The 13,607-nt window shown below is 50.3% G+C and carries 14 protein-coding genes; 5 read left to right on the top strand and 9 right to left on the bottom strand.

What is annotated here, in order from left to right; genetic code table 11:
* Nucleotides 1-409: 409 nt before the first annotated feature.
* On the top strand, nt 410-640 hold the full coding sequence (locus tag EFB08_RS17960; protein ID WP_123128349.1) for a hypothetical protein: 231 nt from the start codon (nt 410-412) through the stop codon (nt 638-640).
* A gap of 28 nt (nt 641-668) precedes the next feature.
* Here EFB08_RS17960 and recG read toward each other — a convergent pair whose 3' ends face one another.
* The 5 genes from recG to EFB08_RS17935 form a co-directional block, all read right to left on the bottom strand.
* Nucleotides 669-2,765, bottom strand: a complete 2,097-nt coding sequence (gene recG, locus EFB08_RS17955; protein WP_123128648.1) for an ATP-dependent DNA helicase RecG — start codon at nt 2,763-2,765, stop codon at nt 669-671.
* 486 nt (nt 2,766-3,251) lie between these two features.
* On the bottom strand, nt 3,252-3,659 hold the full coding sequence (gene uraH, locus EFB08_RS17950; protein ID WP_123128348.1) for a hydroxyisourate hydrolase: 408 nt from the start codon (nt 3,657-3,659) through the stop codon (nt 3,252-3,254).
* A gap of 21 nt (nt 3,660-3,680) precedes the next feature.
* Nucleotides 3,681-4,235, bottom strand: coding sequence for a GlcG/HbpS family heme-binding protein (locus tag EFB08_RS17945; protein WP_123128647.1), 555 nt, complete (start codon nt 4,233-4,235; stop codon nt 3,681-3,683).
* A gap of 66 nt (nt 4,236-4,301) precedes the next feature.
* Nucleotides 4,302-4,871, bottom strand: coding sequence for a Crp/Fnr family transcriptional regulator (locus EFB08_RS17940; protein ID WP_123128347.1), 570 nt, complete (start codon nt 4,869-4,871; stop codon nt 4,302-4,304).
* 240 nt (nt 4,872-5,111) lie between these two features.
* The gene (locus EFB08_RS17935; RefSeq protein ID WP_123128346.1) at nt 5,112-5,645 is read right to left on the bottom strand and encodes a GNAT family N-acetyltransferase; all 534 of its coding nucleotides are present in this window, start codon (nt 5,643-5,645) and stop codon (nt 5,112-5,114) included.
* A 204-nt stretch (nt 5,646-5,849) separates the two neighbouring features.
* On the opposite strand from EFB08_RS17935, the gene xth reads away from it, so the two are divergent.
* Nucleotides 5,850-6,623, top strand: a complete 774-nt coding sequence (gene xth / locus EFB08_RS17930) for an exodeoxyribonuclease III (protein ID WP_123128345.1) — start codon at nt 5,850-5,852, stop codon at nt 6,621-6,623.
* A 133-nt stretch (nt 6,624-6,756) separates the two neighbouring features.
* Here xth and gldD read toward each other — a convergent pair whose 3' ends face one another.
* From gldD to mutY, 4 genes are all read right to left on the bottom strand, one after another.
* Nucleotides 6,757-7,356, bottom strand: a complete 600-nt coding sequence (gldD, locus tag EFB08_RS17925; protein ID WP_123128344.1) for a gliding motility lipoprotein GldD — start codon at nt 7,354-7,356, stop codon at nt 6,757-6,759.
* Nucleotides 7,343-8,632: a transporter associated domain-containing protein gene (locus EFB08_RS17920; protein ID WP_123128343.1), complete on the bottom strand. Its 1,290-nt coding sequence runs from the start codon at nt 8,630-8,632 to the stop codon at nt 7,343-7,345. Before EFB08_RS17920 ends, gldD begins: the two co-directional genes overlap by 14 nt.
* Before the next feature lie 98 nt (nt 8,633-8,730).
* Entirely contained in the window at nt 8,731-9,207 is a 477-nt protein-coding gene (locus EFB08_RS17915) for a single-stranded DNA-binding protein (RefSeq protein WP_123128342.1), read from the bottom strand.
* A 45-nt stretch (nt 9,208-9,252) separates the two neighbouring features.
* Nucleotides 9,253-10,326 carry an A/G-specific adenine glycosylase gene (gene mutY, locus EFB08_RS17910; RefSeq protein WP_123128341.1) on the bottom strand — a complete coding sequence of 358 codons (1,074 nt, stop codon included), beginning with the start codon at nt 10,324-10,326 and terminating at the stop codon, nt 9,253-9,255.
* A 192-nt stretch (nt 10,327-10,518) separates the two neighbouring features.
* Between mutY and EFB08_RS17905 the strand changes: the two genes are divergently transcribed.
* The 3 genes from EFB08_RS17905 (at nt 10,519) to EFB08_RS17895 (ending at nt 13,591) form a co-directional block, all read left to right on the top strand.
* The gene (locus tag EFB08_RS17905; protein ID WP_062543741.1) at nt 10,519-10,824 is read left to right on the top strand and encodes an HU family DNA-binding protein; all 306 of its coding nucleotides are present in this window, start codon (nt 10,519-10,521) and stop codon (nt 10,822-10,824) included.
* Between the two features lie 60 nt (nt 10,825-10,884).
* The gene (locus EFB08_RS17900; protein WP_227006398.1) at nt 10,885-11,769 is read left to right on the top strand and encodes a tetratricopeptide repeat protein; all 885 of its coding nucleotides are present in this window, start codon (nt 10,885-10,887) and stop codon (nt 11,767-11,769) included.
* A gap of 217 nt (nt 11,770-11,986) precedes the next feature.
* A complete protein-coding gene (locus EFB08_RS17895) occupies nt 11,987-13,591 on the top strand; it encodes an Rne/Rng family ribonuclease (RefSeq protein ID WP_123128340.1) in 1,605 nt (534 codons plus the stop codon).
* Nucleotides 13,592-13,607 lie beyond the last annotated feature (16 nt).

Genomic DNA, 13,607 nt, shown 5'->3' with positions numbered 1-13,607 from the left:
CGCATTCAACGGCTTCTGTCATTAATTGGAGACCAGAACCTTAGGGTTATTACTTAATTATAAGTAATTGTCTAACGGAATAATTGAATTATGAATTTAATGCCTAACTTTGCACCCGCTTGTAAAAGCCACAGACCGACAAAAGAATAATTAAATTTTTAAATATTAAAACATAGAAATACGTGCAATTATTCATATGTGGATAACTTTTAGGACAGAAAGTGAACCTCAGTATAAGTTGCTCGTAAACCCCTAGGCTTGTCAAAATTGTGATAAGACAAAAAGAACGCTTCGTTGGAAATCTGTTAGTGAAAATTTAACAATAACATGATTTTCCGTTGATGGTACTTGGTGATTGAGACACGTATTTTGCTAGTGTAGTTATTGAAAAACATTTGATAGTCCGTTTATGAAATTTATTTTTAAGATGCTTGTTTTGGTGGGCATGATTCTAGTTGGGAAGTTTTTGAAAGAAAGTACAACAGCAGAAATCAGCAAAAAGGAGAATTCCCCCACTGAAGATATTTATTCAATGAACCTCCAGGAAAGGATACCTTTCACCCACCAGACAAAGAGTACAGAAGTAACAATCAGAAAAGGAGAAAATACGGCAGAAACAGCTACTTACTCATTAAATTAATCCAGTTCCTAAAGATCCAGACTCAGGTCTAGCTGATACGACTCCAGTTCACGGCGTTGGCACTCAGCGACCGGATGTGCCGCAACAGGTTGGCATGCTCCGGAAGACTTAAGTCCGGATCTTTTTCTATGATCTGCAGGGCTGCATGGCGGCTCTCCTTCAGGATTTTAGCATCTTTCGCCAAATCGGCTATTAAAAGGTCCAGCACCCCGCTTTGCTGGGTTCCCATCAAATCACCCGGACCGCGTAGTTTCAGGTCAATATCGGCGATCTCGAAGCCGTTGTTTGTGCGCACCATGGTCTCAATCCGGGTCTTGCCTTCTTTGCTGAGCTTGTACCCCGTCATCAGGATGCAGTAACTCTGGTCGGCTCCCCGGCCCACGCGGCCGCGCAGCTGGTGCAACTGAGCCAACCCGAAACGCTCTGCATTCTCAATTACCATCACGCTGGCATTGGGCACATTGACGCCTACCTCTATCACGGTGGTGGCCACCATGATGTGCGTTTCATGCTTCACAAAGCGCTGCATCTCAAAATCCTTGTCCTGCGGTTTCATTTTGCCGTGGACCATGCTCACGCGGTACTCCGGAAAAGCGCGGGTCACGCTCTCGTAGCCGTCCATCAAGTCTTTGTACTCCAGGCCTTCAGATTCTTCAATCAAAGGATACACAATGTACACCTGTCGCCCCAGTTTGATCTGCTCTCTGATGAACCCGAACACCTTCAGGCGGTTGCTGTCATAGCGGTGCACCGTGATGATCTCCTTGCGGCCAGCGGGTAGTTCATCAATCACGGATACCTCAAGATCGCCATATAAAGTCATGGCCAGTGTGCGGGGGATTGGGGTGGCCGTCATGACCAGCACGTGCGGGATGATGCGTGGGTTCTTCTGCCAGAGTTTAGACCGCTGAGCCACGCCAAAACGGTGCTGCTCGTCCACAATGCATAAGCCCAGGTTCTGGAACTGTACCTCGTCCTCCAGTAAGGCGTGCGTGCCCACAATCATCTTCATCTCGCCGTTGCGCAGTTGCTCGTGCAACACGCGGCGGTCAGCCTTTTTAGTGGAACCGGTAAGTTTGCCCAGCAGGATTCCCAGGGCATCGGCGTATTTTTTCAGGCCCTGGTAATGCTGGTCGGCTAGGATTTCGGTCGGGGCCATGATACAGGCTTGGGCACGGTTGTCGGTAGCCAGGAGCATGGTCACGAAGGCTACGATGGTCTTGCCGCTGCCTACATCGCCTTGTAACAGTCGATTCATCTGCTTGCCCGCGGTCACATCCTGGTAAATCTCACGCACCACCCGTTTCTGGGCGTTGGTGAGATCAAAAGGTAGGTGGTTTTTGTAGAACTCGGTGAGCGTGGGCGTCTTGCTGAAGACCTGACCGGCCAGCTCGGCTTTGCGTTTGGTGCGGGTGCGCAGCAACTTCAGTTGGGTGTAGAAAAGCTCCTCGAACTTCAGGCGGAAGCGTGCGGCCTGCAAAGTATCCCAGTTGGTAGGGAAATGCACCTGCAGCATGGCCTCGCGTTTGGACACCATGCGGTAGTGATCCACCAACTCAGGGGTAAGCGTTTCTGAGAGGTGCGTAGGGGATTGCTTCAGCAGATCAGCCATCATCTTCCCGATGACCTTGCTGTCTACCCGGTGGTTTTTGAGTTTCTCGGTGGTGTTATAGACGGGCTGCAGAAAACTCTGGCCTTGCTTTACCTCGGTGGCTTCCTCCAACTCTGGGTGGGCCATGTTGAATTTGCCGTTGAACAGGCTGGGCTTCCCAAAGGCGATGTATTCCTGGTTAACCTTCAGTTGCACGTTCAGCCACTTCACCCCTTTGAACCAGACCAGCTCCATCTCGCCGGACGCGTCTCGGATGATCGCCGAAAGGCGCTGTTTGCGGCCTTCGCCCAAAAGGTTTTTCTCCAGAATACGGCCTTTGATCTGCACGTACTGCATGTCTTCGTTCAGGTCCGCGATGTCGTGGAACTGCGTACGGTCCATGTACCGGAACGGGTAATGCTGGATGAGGTCGCCGTAGGTGAAGATACCCAGCTCAGTCTGCAACAGCGTGGCGCGCTGCGGACCTACCCCTTTCAAGAACTCAATTTTGGTATGGAAAAAGCCTGATGACACTGATAGGAGAAACAGCCGTGTTTTGAACCTGTTTTCCGGAAATAGGCCCGGAAACGGAAGGAAGCCGCCCTGTAAAATTACACAAAAGATGGGAGGCAGGCTAATGAGATTAGCCGGTTTTGTGGCAATGTTAAAGAACAGCACTTGTCTGGCCACCCATGTTGAAATTTTTCCGGAGCAAGGTGGAATTAGGTGTTTCTACATGTACCCAAGTATAGGGGATTTCGTATGTAGCTATATCTATTCACTAAAGAAAGGAGCTAACATCTGTGCTAGGCTGTTACTGGTTAATGGTAAGCACCTATCACGCTGGGCGAGCGTTAAGCCATGGAGTGGCAAGTGAGGAGCCTCGGTGTACGCCGGGGCTTTTTTTGCCTGTTTTCTGGAAATCGGCTCATAAACAGTCTTCCCGTCCTAGACGCAAACAGCAAGAAGAACCCCAATGCGGGAGTTCCTCTTGCGGGCAGTACGCCTCTTCAGGAGCGCCTAATTTCCCCGATAAGTGCTGTACCCATAGGGAGACAGGGTGATGGGCACGTGGTAATGGTCCTTGTCTTTGATTTGAAACACCACTTCTATAAACGGGTAAAAGCTGTCCACTTTCTGGGCTTTGAAATAATCGGCTACAAGAAAGGTGAGCCGGTAAATGCCTTTCTCCGATTTTTGGTAATCCAGAAAGTCTTTGATGCGGCCGTTCCCGTCCGTGGTTTTAACCTCTACCTGTGACCAGGTTTTGGTCTGCTCGTTTAGCTTCTCTAGTTTCACAGGAACGCCCACCGCAGGCTTGCCTGTGGAGATGTCCAGAATATGGCTGGAGAGTTGGTGGGTTTGCGTTTGGGCAAACGTCATGGTGGTGAGTACGCTCAGCAGGAAGCTGAAAAGAATCTTTTTCATGGCTTGTTCTTAGGTTGAAAATTAATGAGTTGTAATTCCGGCTTCTTTAAGGGTGGCGGCTTTGGCAATGAGGTCATCCTGTTCCGGTCCTCCGCCCCCAGCCACGCCCACTGCCCCGATGACCTGTCCTTGGTACCAAAGGGGAATGCCGCCGCCCAACAGTAAAAGCTCTGGCAAGTGGGCTAGGTTCTGCGTGTCAGGATTGGTCTTGGCGTTCCTGCCCAGGAGAAGGGTCGCGGTTTTGGTGGATAGGGCGGTAAAGGCTTTCCGGCGGGCTGCTTCAGTGTTATGCGGTCCCACCCTATCGCCTTTGAGAAGTAAAATGGTCTGCCCCGAGGCATCCACCACCGCAAAGGCGATTTCCTTTTGCAAGGAGCCCGCTTGGGTTACGGCTTGGCGGTGCATCTGCAAGGCCGCTGCCAGGGTGAGTTGGTGAGCCGCTACGGTGAACTCCTTTCGGTCTAAGGAAGTTTCAGAGGCTTGTTTGGCTGACGAGGTATTTTTCTTGGAGGCTGCCACCTGCGCCAACAGCAGGCTTGGGATAAGCAGAAGCAATAGAACGGCAATATTTTTCATGCGGGTAGCTCTTTCTGCAAAGGTACCGGGAGCTACACCGCTAAACATTGACCTAGGGCAACGTTTTCAAAGCCTGGCTTTTATCCTGCTTAAAGTGCTGGGAGTGAGGCCCAGGTACGAGGCCGCCATCTTGTTGGAGACCCGTAGCAGAAAATCTGGCTGGTATTGGATGACCCATTGTACCTTCTCCAGCGCGTCAAACCCCTGAAAGCCGTAGATTCTCTTCTGGGCGGTGATAAAACCCAACTCCAGAATCTGCCGGTAGATGAACCCGAACGCCGGCACAGTATCTACTAAATGATAGAAATCTGTTCTGGAGATTTGCAGCAGCTCAGACTTCTCAATGGTTTGCATGTACTCAGTGGCGGGGGTGTGTTCAATGAAACTGGGAAGAGCGGTGCCAAAGCCTCCTTCAAACGCGAAGAACCGTGACGTCTCTACCCCGTCTTTGTTCAAGGTGAAAAGCCTGATGCATCCTTTGTTGACAAAATAATACTGCTGGCAGGTCTCGCCATACTGGAGCAGCAGTTGGTTGCGCTTGGTCTTGAGAGGCGTAAAATGCGCGCAGATAGCATCCAGCGTGTGGTCATCTGTAGGCACTCTGGCGGTAATGTAGTCTCTTAACCGTTGGTACATGCTGCAAGAAAGTAGAAAGAGGTTTTCTTCCACTAACCGCTTTCCCAGGTGCTTGTTTTACCAAGAGCTAGACAAAGCCGTTTAAGGGTTGTTTTCCTGAAACCAGGCTAAAAGCGGAAGATTGGTTTTGTTGCCCTACCACGTGCTGCGCTTTCTCAGAAACCACTCTTTTGAGGCCACCTAAAAAATGTGCTTGGTTCTACCTCAAACCGTCTTGCCATAAAACTTGAGCAGCCCAGATTAGGGCTTCTTCAAATGCAGCCTGAACCCAAACACCGGTAAATCGCCCTGCAAGAAGTCCAGGTCCTCAGATCTTCTGAAACCCAGCTTTTCGTACATTTTCCAGGCGGTCTGCATGGCTTTGGTGCTGTGGATGATGACCTGGGATAGCTGGAGGTCTTTCGCTCGTTGGATGCATTCCTGGGTCAAAGCCTTGCCGATGCCCAGCCCTCTGGCCTCGGGGGGAACCGCCAAAAGCCGGAAGCCGGCGGCGTTTTTCTCTTGGGTGGCCGTTCCGCCCGAGCCGTAGGACTGCAGGTCACGGAAGAAAACCACCCCTCCGTTTATCGTGCCTTTTTCAGAAACTGCCACCAAAATCTCTACATCCGGGTGCTGAGTGAAATCCCCGATGTTGGAGAGCATCTGGTAATAGGCCGGCTGTTCATCGGGCTTCGGGAAGCCTTCCAATTGGGAATACACCCGCACCATGAGTTGGCCTAGCGCTGTAAATTCGCTTGGATCTGCGTTTCTGATGAGGTATGATTGGGAGGTCATCTTGGTGTAGTAAATTGTCTGGTCAGTCTTGGGAAGAGCAGAATGAAAGCCTGTCTGTCTTTTGCGGCATTGCGGGGTTGAAGCTAACCATAAGGTCTGAGGCAGGCAAGTCTTTCCCTGATTGCGGCATGGCCTTAGGAAAGCGGAAGCCGTATGTTACTGGAAGTTTCCCAATAAAGCACCGCTCTTAGAACTACCTAAACCATGAAAATAGCAACTTACAACGTAAATGGAATCCACGCCCGCCTGCCGGTTCTGCTCCGCTGGTTGGAGGAAACTGCGCCAGATGTGGCTTGCTTGCAGGAATTGAAGACCCCGCAGGAAAAGTTTCCGGAACAGGCGCTGCTGGATATCGGCTACCAGGCCGTCTGGCACGGACAGAAAAGCTGGAACGGCGTAGCAATCCTGGCCAAAGGACAGAAACCCGAGGAAGTTGGCCGAGGTCTGGCGGGTGACCCAGAAGATGACCAAAGCCGCTACCTGGAAGCCATGGTGAACGGCGTGTTGATAGGATGTCTGTACCTGCCCAACGGCAATCCGGCCCCCGGACCTAAATTCGACTACAAACTGCGTTGGTTCGATCGGTTTAAGACCCGCGCCAAAGAGCTTCTTGCCTCAGATGCTCCGGTGGTGCTGGCGGGAGACTACAACGTGATTCCCACCGAACAAGACGCCTACAAGCCCGAGCGATGGGTGGAAGATGCCTTGTTCCGGCCCGAGTCTCGGGCTGCGTTCGAGGACCTGAAAGACCAGGGCTGGACCGATGCGCTTCGGCACCTTTATCCAGCCGAAACCATCTATACCTTCTGGGATTACTTCCGCAACGCCTACGGCCGAAATGCCGGCCTCCGGATTGATCACTTACTCCTCAGCCCCAAGCTTACCAACAGTTTGGTTTCCGCCGGAGTAGATCGTGAAGTGAGAGGATGGGAGAAATCAAGTGACCACGGGCCGGTCTGGATTGAGCTGAATATCTGAAAAACGGTCGCTAAACAGAAAGGCTTGCCTGAGAAGTGATTAACGTCTCAAGCAAGCCCTTTGTCACTTTAAGAAGTAACAAGCCTGTTTCGTTTTGGGCCTGCTTTTCCAAAAACAGCCTCTAAACGCTTGGTTATTTTACCTGTGCCGTCCAGTGTAAGGTGTTGAGCAGGTGTACGGCGTCTTTCTTCAGGTATTCAATCACGGGTGCGAGAGAGTCATTGGAAGTAGCCGTTCTGAAATACAAAGCTCCCCGAAAAAAGTGCTTGCTGCTGTCAGTGAGATAAAACTGGAACTGGCTGGGTACTTCACCTTCTAGTTCAAACACGCTGGCAGTGATACCGGTAGGCGTTTTGATCTGGCTTTCCTCAATGGCGTAGGCCTTGATCTGGTGCCGTGAGGTAAGCTTGCGCGCGTCTTCCACCAAGCCGTTGAACATCTTGGGGTCCTGGTTGAAGTTTTTGTACGTTATCTGAATATTGGCCTTAAAACGCGGATAGTAGATGTCTATCCAGTGAGGTTCGGCTATACGAGAAGAATCACGGAGGATTTTGGCATACACTGAATGCTCAAACGTGTAAGGGTGCTGCTCCTGTAATTGGGTGTACTGCGGGTCAGGTAAGTCAATGCGGTTAAAGCCCTTTGGTTTGGGGGTATAGTCCTCGGCGCAGCCTGTCAATACCACAAAAAAGGCCAGCAGGGCTGCCAAAGAGAAGAGGTTATTCTTTTTCATTATGAGGGTGGGGTACTGCTTCGTGCACTCGTACTTTCTTTATCTTTTTACTGTCGGCGGCTTCAATCCGGAAGAGGTATGGGCCGAATTGGATTTCTTCGCCGATATGCGGAATACGGGAAAACAGCCGAAGAACCAAGCCCGCCACCGATTCCACATCTCCCTTGATTTCTTTGAAAAGTTCTGAAGGTGGGTCAACAACTTTGCAAAAATCGTGCAACGTGGTGCGTCCTTCAAACAGGAACGTGTGTTCGTCTAGTTGCGTATAGTAGTGGTCTTCTTCCTCGTCTAGTTCGTCGTGGATCTCGCCCACAATCTCCTCAATTACATCCTCTAAGGTAATCAGCCCGGTGGTTTCTCCGAACTCATTCACCACAATGGCCATGTGCACCCTTCGCTCCTGGAACTCGCGCAGGAGTTCGTCTATTTGCTTGTTTTCCGGTACAAAGTAAGGGGTTCTGATCAGGTTTTGCCAGACAAAATCAACGGGGGCGTTCAGGTAAGGAAGCAAGTCTTTCACATACAGGATGCCATCCAGCTTGTTTACCCCCTGTGAATAGACCGGAATACGCGAATAGCCACACTGATGCACCTGTTTCAGCAGCGCCAAAAAAGGCAACCGACGGTGGAGGGCAACCACATCGGTCCGGGACCGCATGATCTGTTTCACCGTGATGGAGCTGAAGTTGACAATGGCTTTCAGCAATCCCTTTTCCTGCGGGGAAATTGGTTCAGTGGGTGCCTGGTCAAGGGAAAGCGAGAGTTCTTCAGAAGGGGATGGAGCACCAAACACCACCCGCGTACGGCCTACTATCTGCTGAAGCGGCAAAAGCAGGGAAGCAAGCGGCGCTCCCAAGGTATTTACCGTTTTCAGGACCGAAATCAGAATGGGGGAGGATGAGGTCGCCTGACTTCTTTTGCCTTGGTGGGCCGCATACGCCCGCATTAACGTCAAAGCAGCTACCAACCCTACCAGGCACAATCCGGCAGTTAGCCACGGGTTTGCAGTAGTGGGAGTGAAAAGAAGCGTCAGGAGCCAGTAACCATCTACCCCAGCCAATAGGTAAAGCATGGTTGCGAGGAAAACCCCGGCCAGTACCACCCGCTCTGGGTCATTGTAAAGGTTGGCGGGTAAAGCGGCCGCCTTTTGGGCCTGAGTTAGAGAAGTGGTGTTGCTAAGAAATTGCTGAAAAGCGGCCAAAGAAGCCGTAATAAGCAGGTTGCTGCCCAAAAGCAGCACAAAAAGGGCGGCAGGTAGAACCCAATCCACCCCCATGAAAGAGGGAGGGGAGAAAATTAAGAGAGAGCCCCAACTGGAGGGCTCTCCTAATGGAGGTATACTTTCCAAAAGTCAATGGTTGGTTCAACAATAGGTTAGAAAGGCAGATCGTCTGGCTCTTCGTCGTAGGCTACAGACTTGGGGCTTCCGCCTTTGCTTTGGCCACTGCTGGCAGTAGTATTTACGCTGGCAGAAGAGGGTTCGTTGCTGAAGCTTCCGCCTCCCTGCGACCCACCTTCAGGGCGTCCGCCCAGCATGGTCATGTTATCGGCTACAATCTCGGTGCTGTACCGCTGCACACCATCCTTGTCCTGATAGCTGTTCGTCCTGATTCTGCCTTCAATGTAGACAGACTGGCCTTTTTTTAGATATTTTTCAGCCACCTCTGCCAGGCCGCGCCATACCACAATGTTATGCCACTCGGTGCGCTCCTGGCGTTCGCCGTTCTTGTCTTTGAACGTCTCAGAAGTAGCCAAGGGGAAACGGGCTACTGCCACACCGCCTTCTAGATGGCGCACTTCCGGGTCTTTGCCAAGGTTGCCGATTAAGATAACTTTATTAATGCTTGCCATAGATTGAAATCTGGTGGTTTATAGTTGATTTAGCTTATAAAAATATTAAAAAAAATGCTCATTTAAAAATGAATGGATCAGAATTGGCTTAGGAAGTTCTTCTATTTCATCTATGGAATATAGCTGTAATCCAATGCTTTCTTCTGTTTCCTCCCTTAAACGAAAAGGAAGCGTAACCAGATGAAATTGGGCGGAGATTTTCTGATGACTCAGAATGTGTTTGTACACCCTTCCGGTGAAGCTGAAAGGAACCGCTGGAATCTGCAGAGTTTCAGAAATCTGGCCCTGAAACAGGGCAGGATCAGGAAGAAGGGTGTCTGTCTCCAGGGAGAAAAAATCGTAGAGGCCTTGCCAGATGTCGTTTCCGGGCCGTTTTCTCAAATACAGCTTATTTTCGTACTGCAAAACCAGGTAGTGGAAGAACCTGTGTCGGCTGCTTTTAGCCTTCTCCTTGACAGGTAATACATTGACCAGGCCGTGCTGAAAGGCAAAACACTCCTGCTGCAAGGGGCAGAACAGGCAGTCGGGTGCCACGGGCGTACACTGGATGGCCCCGAATTCCATGATCGCCTGGTTGTAGGTGTCCGGGTGGTCCAAAGAAATCTGTTGGTTGGCGATTTCCTCAAAAATTTTCTTGCTGGCCGGAGCGGCGATGTTCTCGTGCCGCCCGAAGACCCGGGCCAGTACCCGGTACACGTTTCCGTCCAGTACGGCCACGGGTTCACGGTACGCAAAGGAGGCGATGGCTGCGGCAGTGTAGGAACCCACTCCCTTCAGTTGGAGCAGACCGGCGTAACTCCTGGGGAACTCGCCGCCAAACTCTGTCACCACCTGTTTAGCCGTAAAGTGCAGGTTTCTAGCCCGGGAGTAATAGCCCAGGCCTTGCCAGAGACGCAATACTTCATCTTCTGGGGCGTTAGCCAAGTCCTGCACGGTAGGGAACCGCTCTATGAATTTGAGGTAATACGGCAGGCCCTGGCGTACCCGCGTTTGCTGAAGAATGATCTCAGAAAGCCAGATTGCGTATGGATTAGTAGTCTCGCGCCAAGGCAACGGACGCTGGTGACGGTGATACCAATCTATGAGAGTATTACTAAATGAAGAAGGGGTGCTGGCCATGAAAAGGCTTTAACGTATTGGTTTGCTGTTCTTATGCAACGCTGAGGAGAACAGATTTTTTACATAAATTGTTTTACTTTCCGAAAAGGCCCACTACCTTTGTGCCCCGATTTCAGGGGTGCCGTAGCAGTACGGCATAACGTTTGTACAAACATATTCATCTTTACTCAATTACTTAAACAGGTTAAACAAGTGACTAAAGCAGAAGTTATATCAGAAATTGCGGATAAGACAGGGATTGAGAAATCTGATGTTGCGGCCACCGTTGAAGCGTTCTTCAAAGTGGTAAAAGATTCCATGGCCGATGGTAATAACATTTACGTGCGTGGCTTTGGAAGCTTTGTAAACAAGAAGCGCGCAAAGAAAGTGGCCCGTAATATTTCCAAAAACACGTCTATCATCATTGACGAGCATTTTATCCCCTCTTTCAAGCCGTCTAAGACGTTTGTCTCTAAGATCAAAAACAGCAAGAAGATCAAAGAAACCGTAGTTTCTTAGTTTTTTGTACCTTTGCAGCCTTAACTATTTGCTTCATAATAATTTCCGGATAACAAGCGTATGACAAAAGGTCGGATAGCCCTCATTCTTTCTGCCGTGGTGCTGGCCGTTTTGATGGCGCTGTTACCGAAAGTGATTATCAATAAAGATAAGAAAGGCGAGTTTGCTGCTAACGGAGCCGCTGCCAATCAAGGCCAGTCTACCCATGACCCCAACCATGAAGGCCATGAAGACCATGCCGCTGAAAATGCTACTCCTGCCGCTGCGCACGTGGTAGCTACCCCCGCCCAGGTGAAAGAAATTGCCGATTTGCGCAACAAATTCAACCGGGAGAGCAATCCGCAGGCCAAAGGCAAACTGGCAGATGAACTGGCGCAGAAATACGCGGCCGTTGCCAAACATGACAGCGCCGGGTATTACTACGAGCAGGTAGCGCAGGTGAAACCAGGCGAGAAAAGCTTCCAGAAGGCGGCCGATCAGTATTTTGAGGCATTCACCTTTGCCGCCACGCAGGAACGCTCGCAGGAGCTGGGAGGCAAAGCGCAAGGGTTGTATGAGCAAGTGCTGAAAAACAACCCCACCAACCTGGATGCCAAAACCAACCTGGCCATGACCTACATCTCCAGCAGCACCCCTATGCGAGGAATCACCCTGCTACGCGAGGTCATTTCCGCAGATCCTAAAAACGAGAAGGCCCTGTTCAACCTGGGTGTTCTGTCTATCCAGTCAAATCAGTATGACAAGGCGGTAGAGCGTTTCCAGGAACTGTTGGCAGTGAACCCCAACCACGTAGAGGGCACCTTTTACATGGGCGTGGCGTTGTCTGAAACAGGGAAGAAGGCAGAAGCCCAGAAAAACTTCCTAAAGGTCAAGCAGATCAGCAAAGACCCAGAGGTGCAGGCCTCGGTAGACAGTTACCTGCAGCGCCTGAACAGCGCACAATAAGAAGAGTTAAAGAATTTTTCACACATAAAAAATCAACACTATGCCTTGCGGTAAGAAAAGAAAAAGACATAAGATCTCTACTCACAAAAGAAAGAAGCGTCTTCGTAAGAATAGACATAAGAAAAAATAAGGCCTAGCCTTTGATTCTGAGAGCCCACATTACCAATTCAGGTAATGATGGGCTTTGGTATATTCTTCCACCTAAGCATCTAATACATTGAGTAACGAATTAATTATTAATTCTACTCAAGATGGAGAACGAATAGCCCTTCTTCAGGACAAGCGATTGGTAGAGTATCACTTCGACCGGAATGATACGAACTACTCAGTAGGAGACATTTTCCTGGGAACCGTGAAAAAGGTGATGCCCGGTCTGAACGCAGCGTTCATTGACATTGGCTACACCAAAGACGCATTTCTGCACTACCATGATTTGGGAGAGAACATCAAGACTCTGAACAAATACGTGAAAGCGGTGCAGACCCAGAAAAACACCACCGCCAAGCTTGGGCCTGTGAAGTTTGAGCCCGAAATAGACAAACTGGGCAAAATGGCCGATGTCCTCAAAAAAGGGCAGCAAGTCTTAGTTCAGATTGTAAAAGAGCCAATATCTACCAAGGGGCCCCGGCTTTCTTGTGAGATTTCCCTGGCGGGCCGCTACCTGGTGCTTGTACCCTTCTCTAACACGGTAAGCGTGTCAAAGAAGATTGTAAGCAAAGAGGAACGTACGCGTCTAAAGCGCCTCATCACTTCCATTAAACCGGAAAACTTTGGGGTGATCATCCGTACCGTGGCCGAAGGCCGTGAAGTGGCGGAATTAGACAAAGACCTCCGCACCATGCTGGCTACCTGGGAAGAAGGCATTGCCAAGTTGCGTACCGCCAAGGAACGCGACAAGGTAATTGGGGAGCTAGGACGCTCCTCCTCCATGTTGAGAGACATCTTGAATGAAAGTTTTGACAGCATTGTGGTGGATGACGCCAAGCTGCACGACGAAATCAAGACGTACATTGAAACCATAGCCCCGGATAAGCTGAAGATTCTGAAGCATTACTCGGGAAAGGTGAAAACCTTTGAACAGTTTAACATTGAAAAGCAACTGAAATCCCTCTTCGGGAAGACAGTGAGCATCCCCGGCGGGGGGTACCTGGTAATTGAACACACCGAGGCCCTGCACGTGGTAGATGTGAACAGCGGAAACAAATCCAACTCCGAGACGGACCAGGAAGCGACCGCGTTGAATGTGAATCTTACTGCGGCAAAAGAGGTAGCGCGTCAGATGCGCCTTCGGGACCTGGGTGGAATCATTGTAGTGGATTTCATTGACATGAAGTCGGCCGAGAACCGGCAAAAAGTGCAGGATGTAGTGAAGGAGGAAATGAAGAAAGACCGGTCTAAGTACACGGTACTTCCTATTTCCAAATTCGGCCTCATGCAGATCACCCGCCAGCGCGTACGGCCTGAGCAGAACATTGTAACCGGCGAGGTATGCCCTACCTGCGGAGGCAGCGGCAAAATATCCGCCAGTATTCTGGTAACCGATGAAATAGATCAGACCATTGAAGATCTGTTGACTCGCCAGAATCAGAAAAACATTACGCTGTATGTGCATCCGTTCTTGCACGCGTACTACACCAAAGGAATCTTATCCAAACAGCGGAGATGGTTCCTGAAGCACTTCAAGCGGGTGAACGTGATGAAAGATACGGCCCTGGCCCTCACAGAATTCAAGGTGATGGATGAACACGGCGACGAAATTGAGCTGAAATCGGCTTACACTGAAGTAAATGGGTTACAAGACCGCGCAGTAGAGACAGAGTAACGTTTCTAATTGCCTG

It is taken from the genome of Rufibacter latericius (assembly GCF_003721515.1).
Lineage (GTDB): Bacteria > Bacteroidota > Bacteroidia > Cytophagales > Hymenobacteraceae > Nibribacter > Nibribacter latericius.
This window is presented reverse-complemented; position numbering and strand designations above follow the sequence as displayed.

What these genes read in the sequence shown, in the direction of transcription:
- EFB08_RS17960 (WP_123128349.1), top strand. Translation starts at nt 410, where the DNA reads ATGAAATTTATTTTTAAGATGCTTGTTTTGGTGGGCATGATTCTAGTT.
- uraH (WP_123128348.1), bottom strand. Translation starts at nt 3,659, where the DNA reads ATGAAAAAGATTCTTTTCAGCTTCCTGCTGAGCGTACTCACCACCATG.
- EFB08_RS17945 (WP_123128647.1), bottom strand. Translation starts at nt 4,235, where the DNA reads ATGAAAAATATTGCCGTTCTATTGCTTCTGCTTATCCCAAGCCTGCTG.
- EFB08_RS17940 (WP_123128347.1), bottom strand. Translation starts at nt 4,871, where the DNA reads ATGTACCAACGGTTAAGAGACTACATTACCGCCAGAGTGCCTACAGAT.
- EFB08_RS17935 (WP_123128346.1), bottom strand. Translation starts at nt 5,645, where the DNA reads ATGACCTCCCAATCATACCTCATCAGAAACGCAGATCCAAGCGAATTT.
- xth (WP_123128345.1), top strand. Translation starts at nt 5,850, where the DNA reads ATGAAAATAGCAACTTACAACGTAAATGGAATCCACGCCCGCCTGCCG.
- gldD (WP_123128344.1), bottom strand. Translation starts at nt 7,356, where the DNA reads ATGAAAAAGAATAACCTCTTCTCTTTGGCAGCCCTGCTGGCCTTTTTT.
- EFB08_RS17920 (WP_123128343.1), bottom strand. Translation starts at nt 8,632, where the DNA reads ATGGGGGTGGATTGGGTTCTACCTGCCGCCCTTTTTGTGCTGCTTTTG.
- EFB08_RS17915 (WP_123128342.1), bottom strand. Translation starts at nt 9,207, where the DNA reads ATGGCAAGCATTAATAAAGTTATCTTAATCGGCAACCTTGGCAAAGAC.
- mutY (WP_123128341.1), bottom strand. Translation starts at nt 10,326, where the DNA reads ATGGCCAGCACCCCTTCTTCATTTAGTAATACTCTCATAGATTGGTAT.
- EFB08_RS17900 (WP_227006398.1), top strand. Translation starts at nt 10,885, where the DNA reads ATGACAAAAGGTCGGATAGCCCTCATTCTTTCTGCCGTGGTGCTGGCC.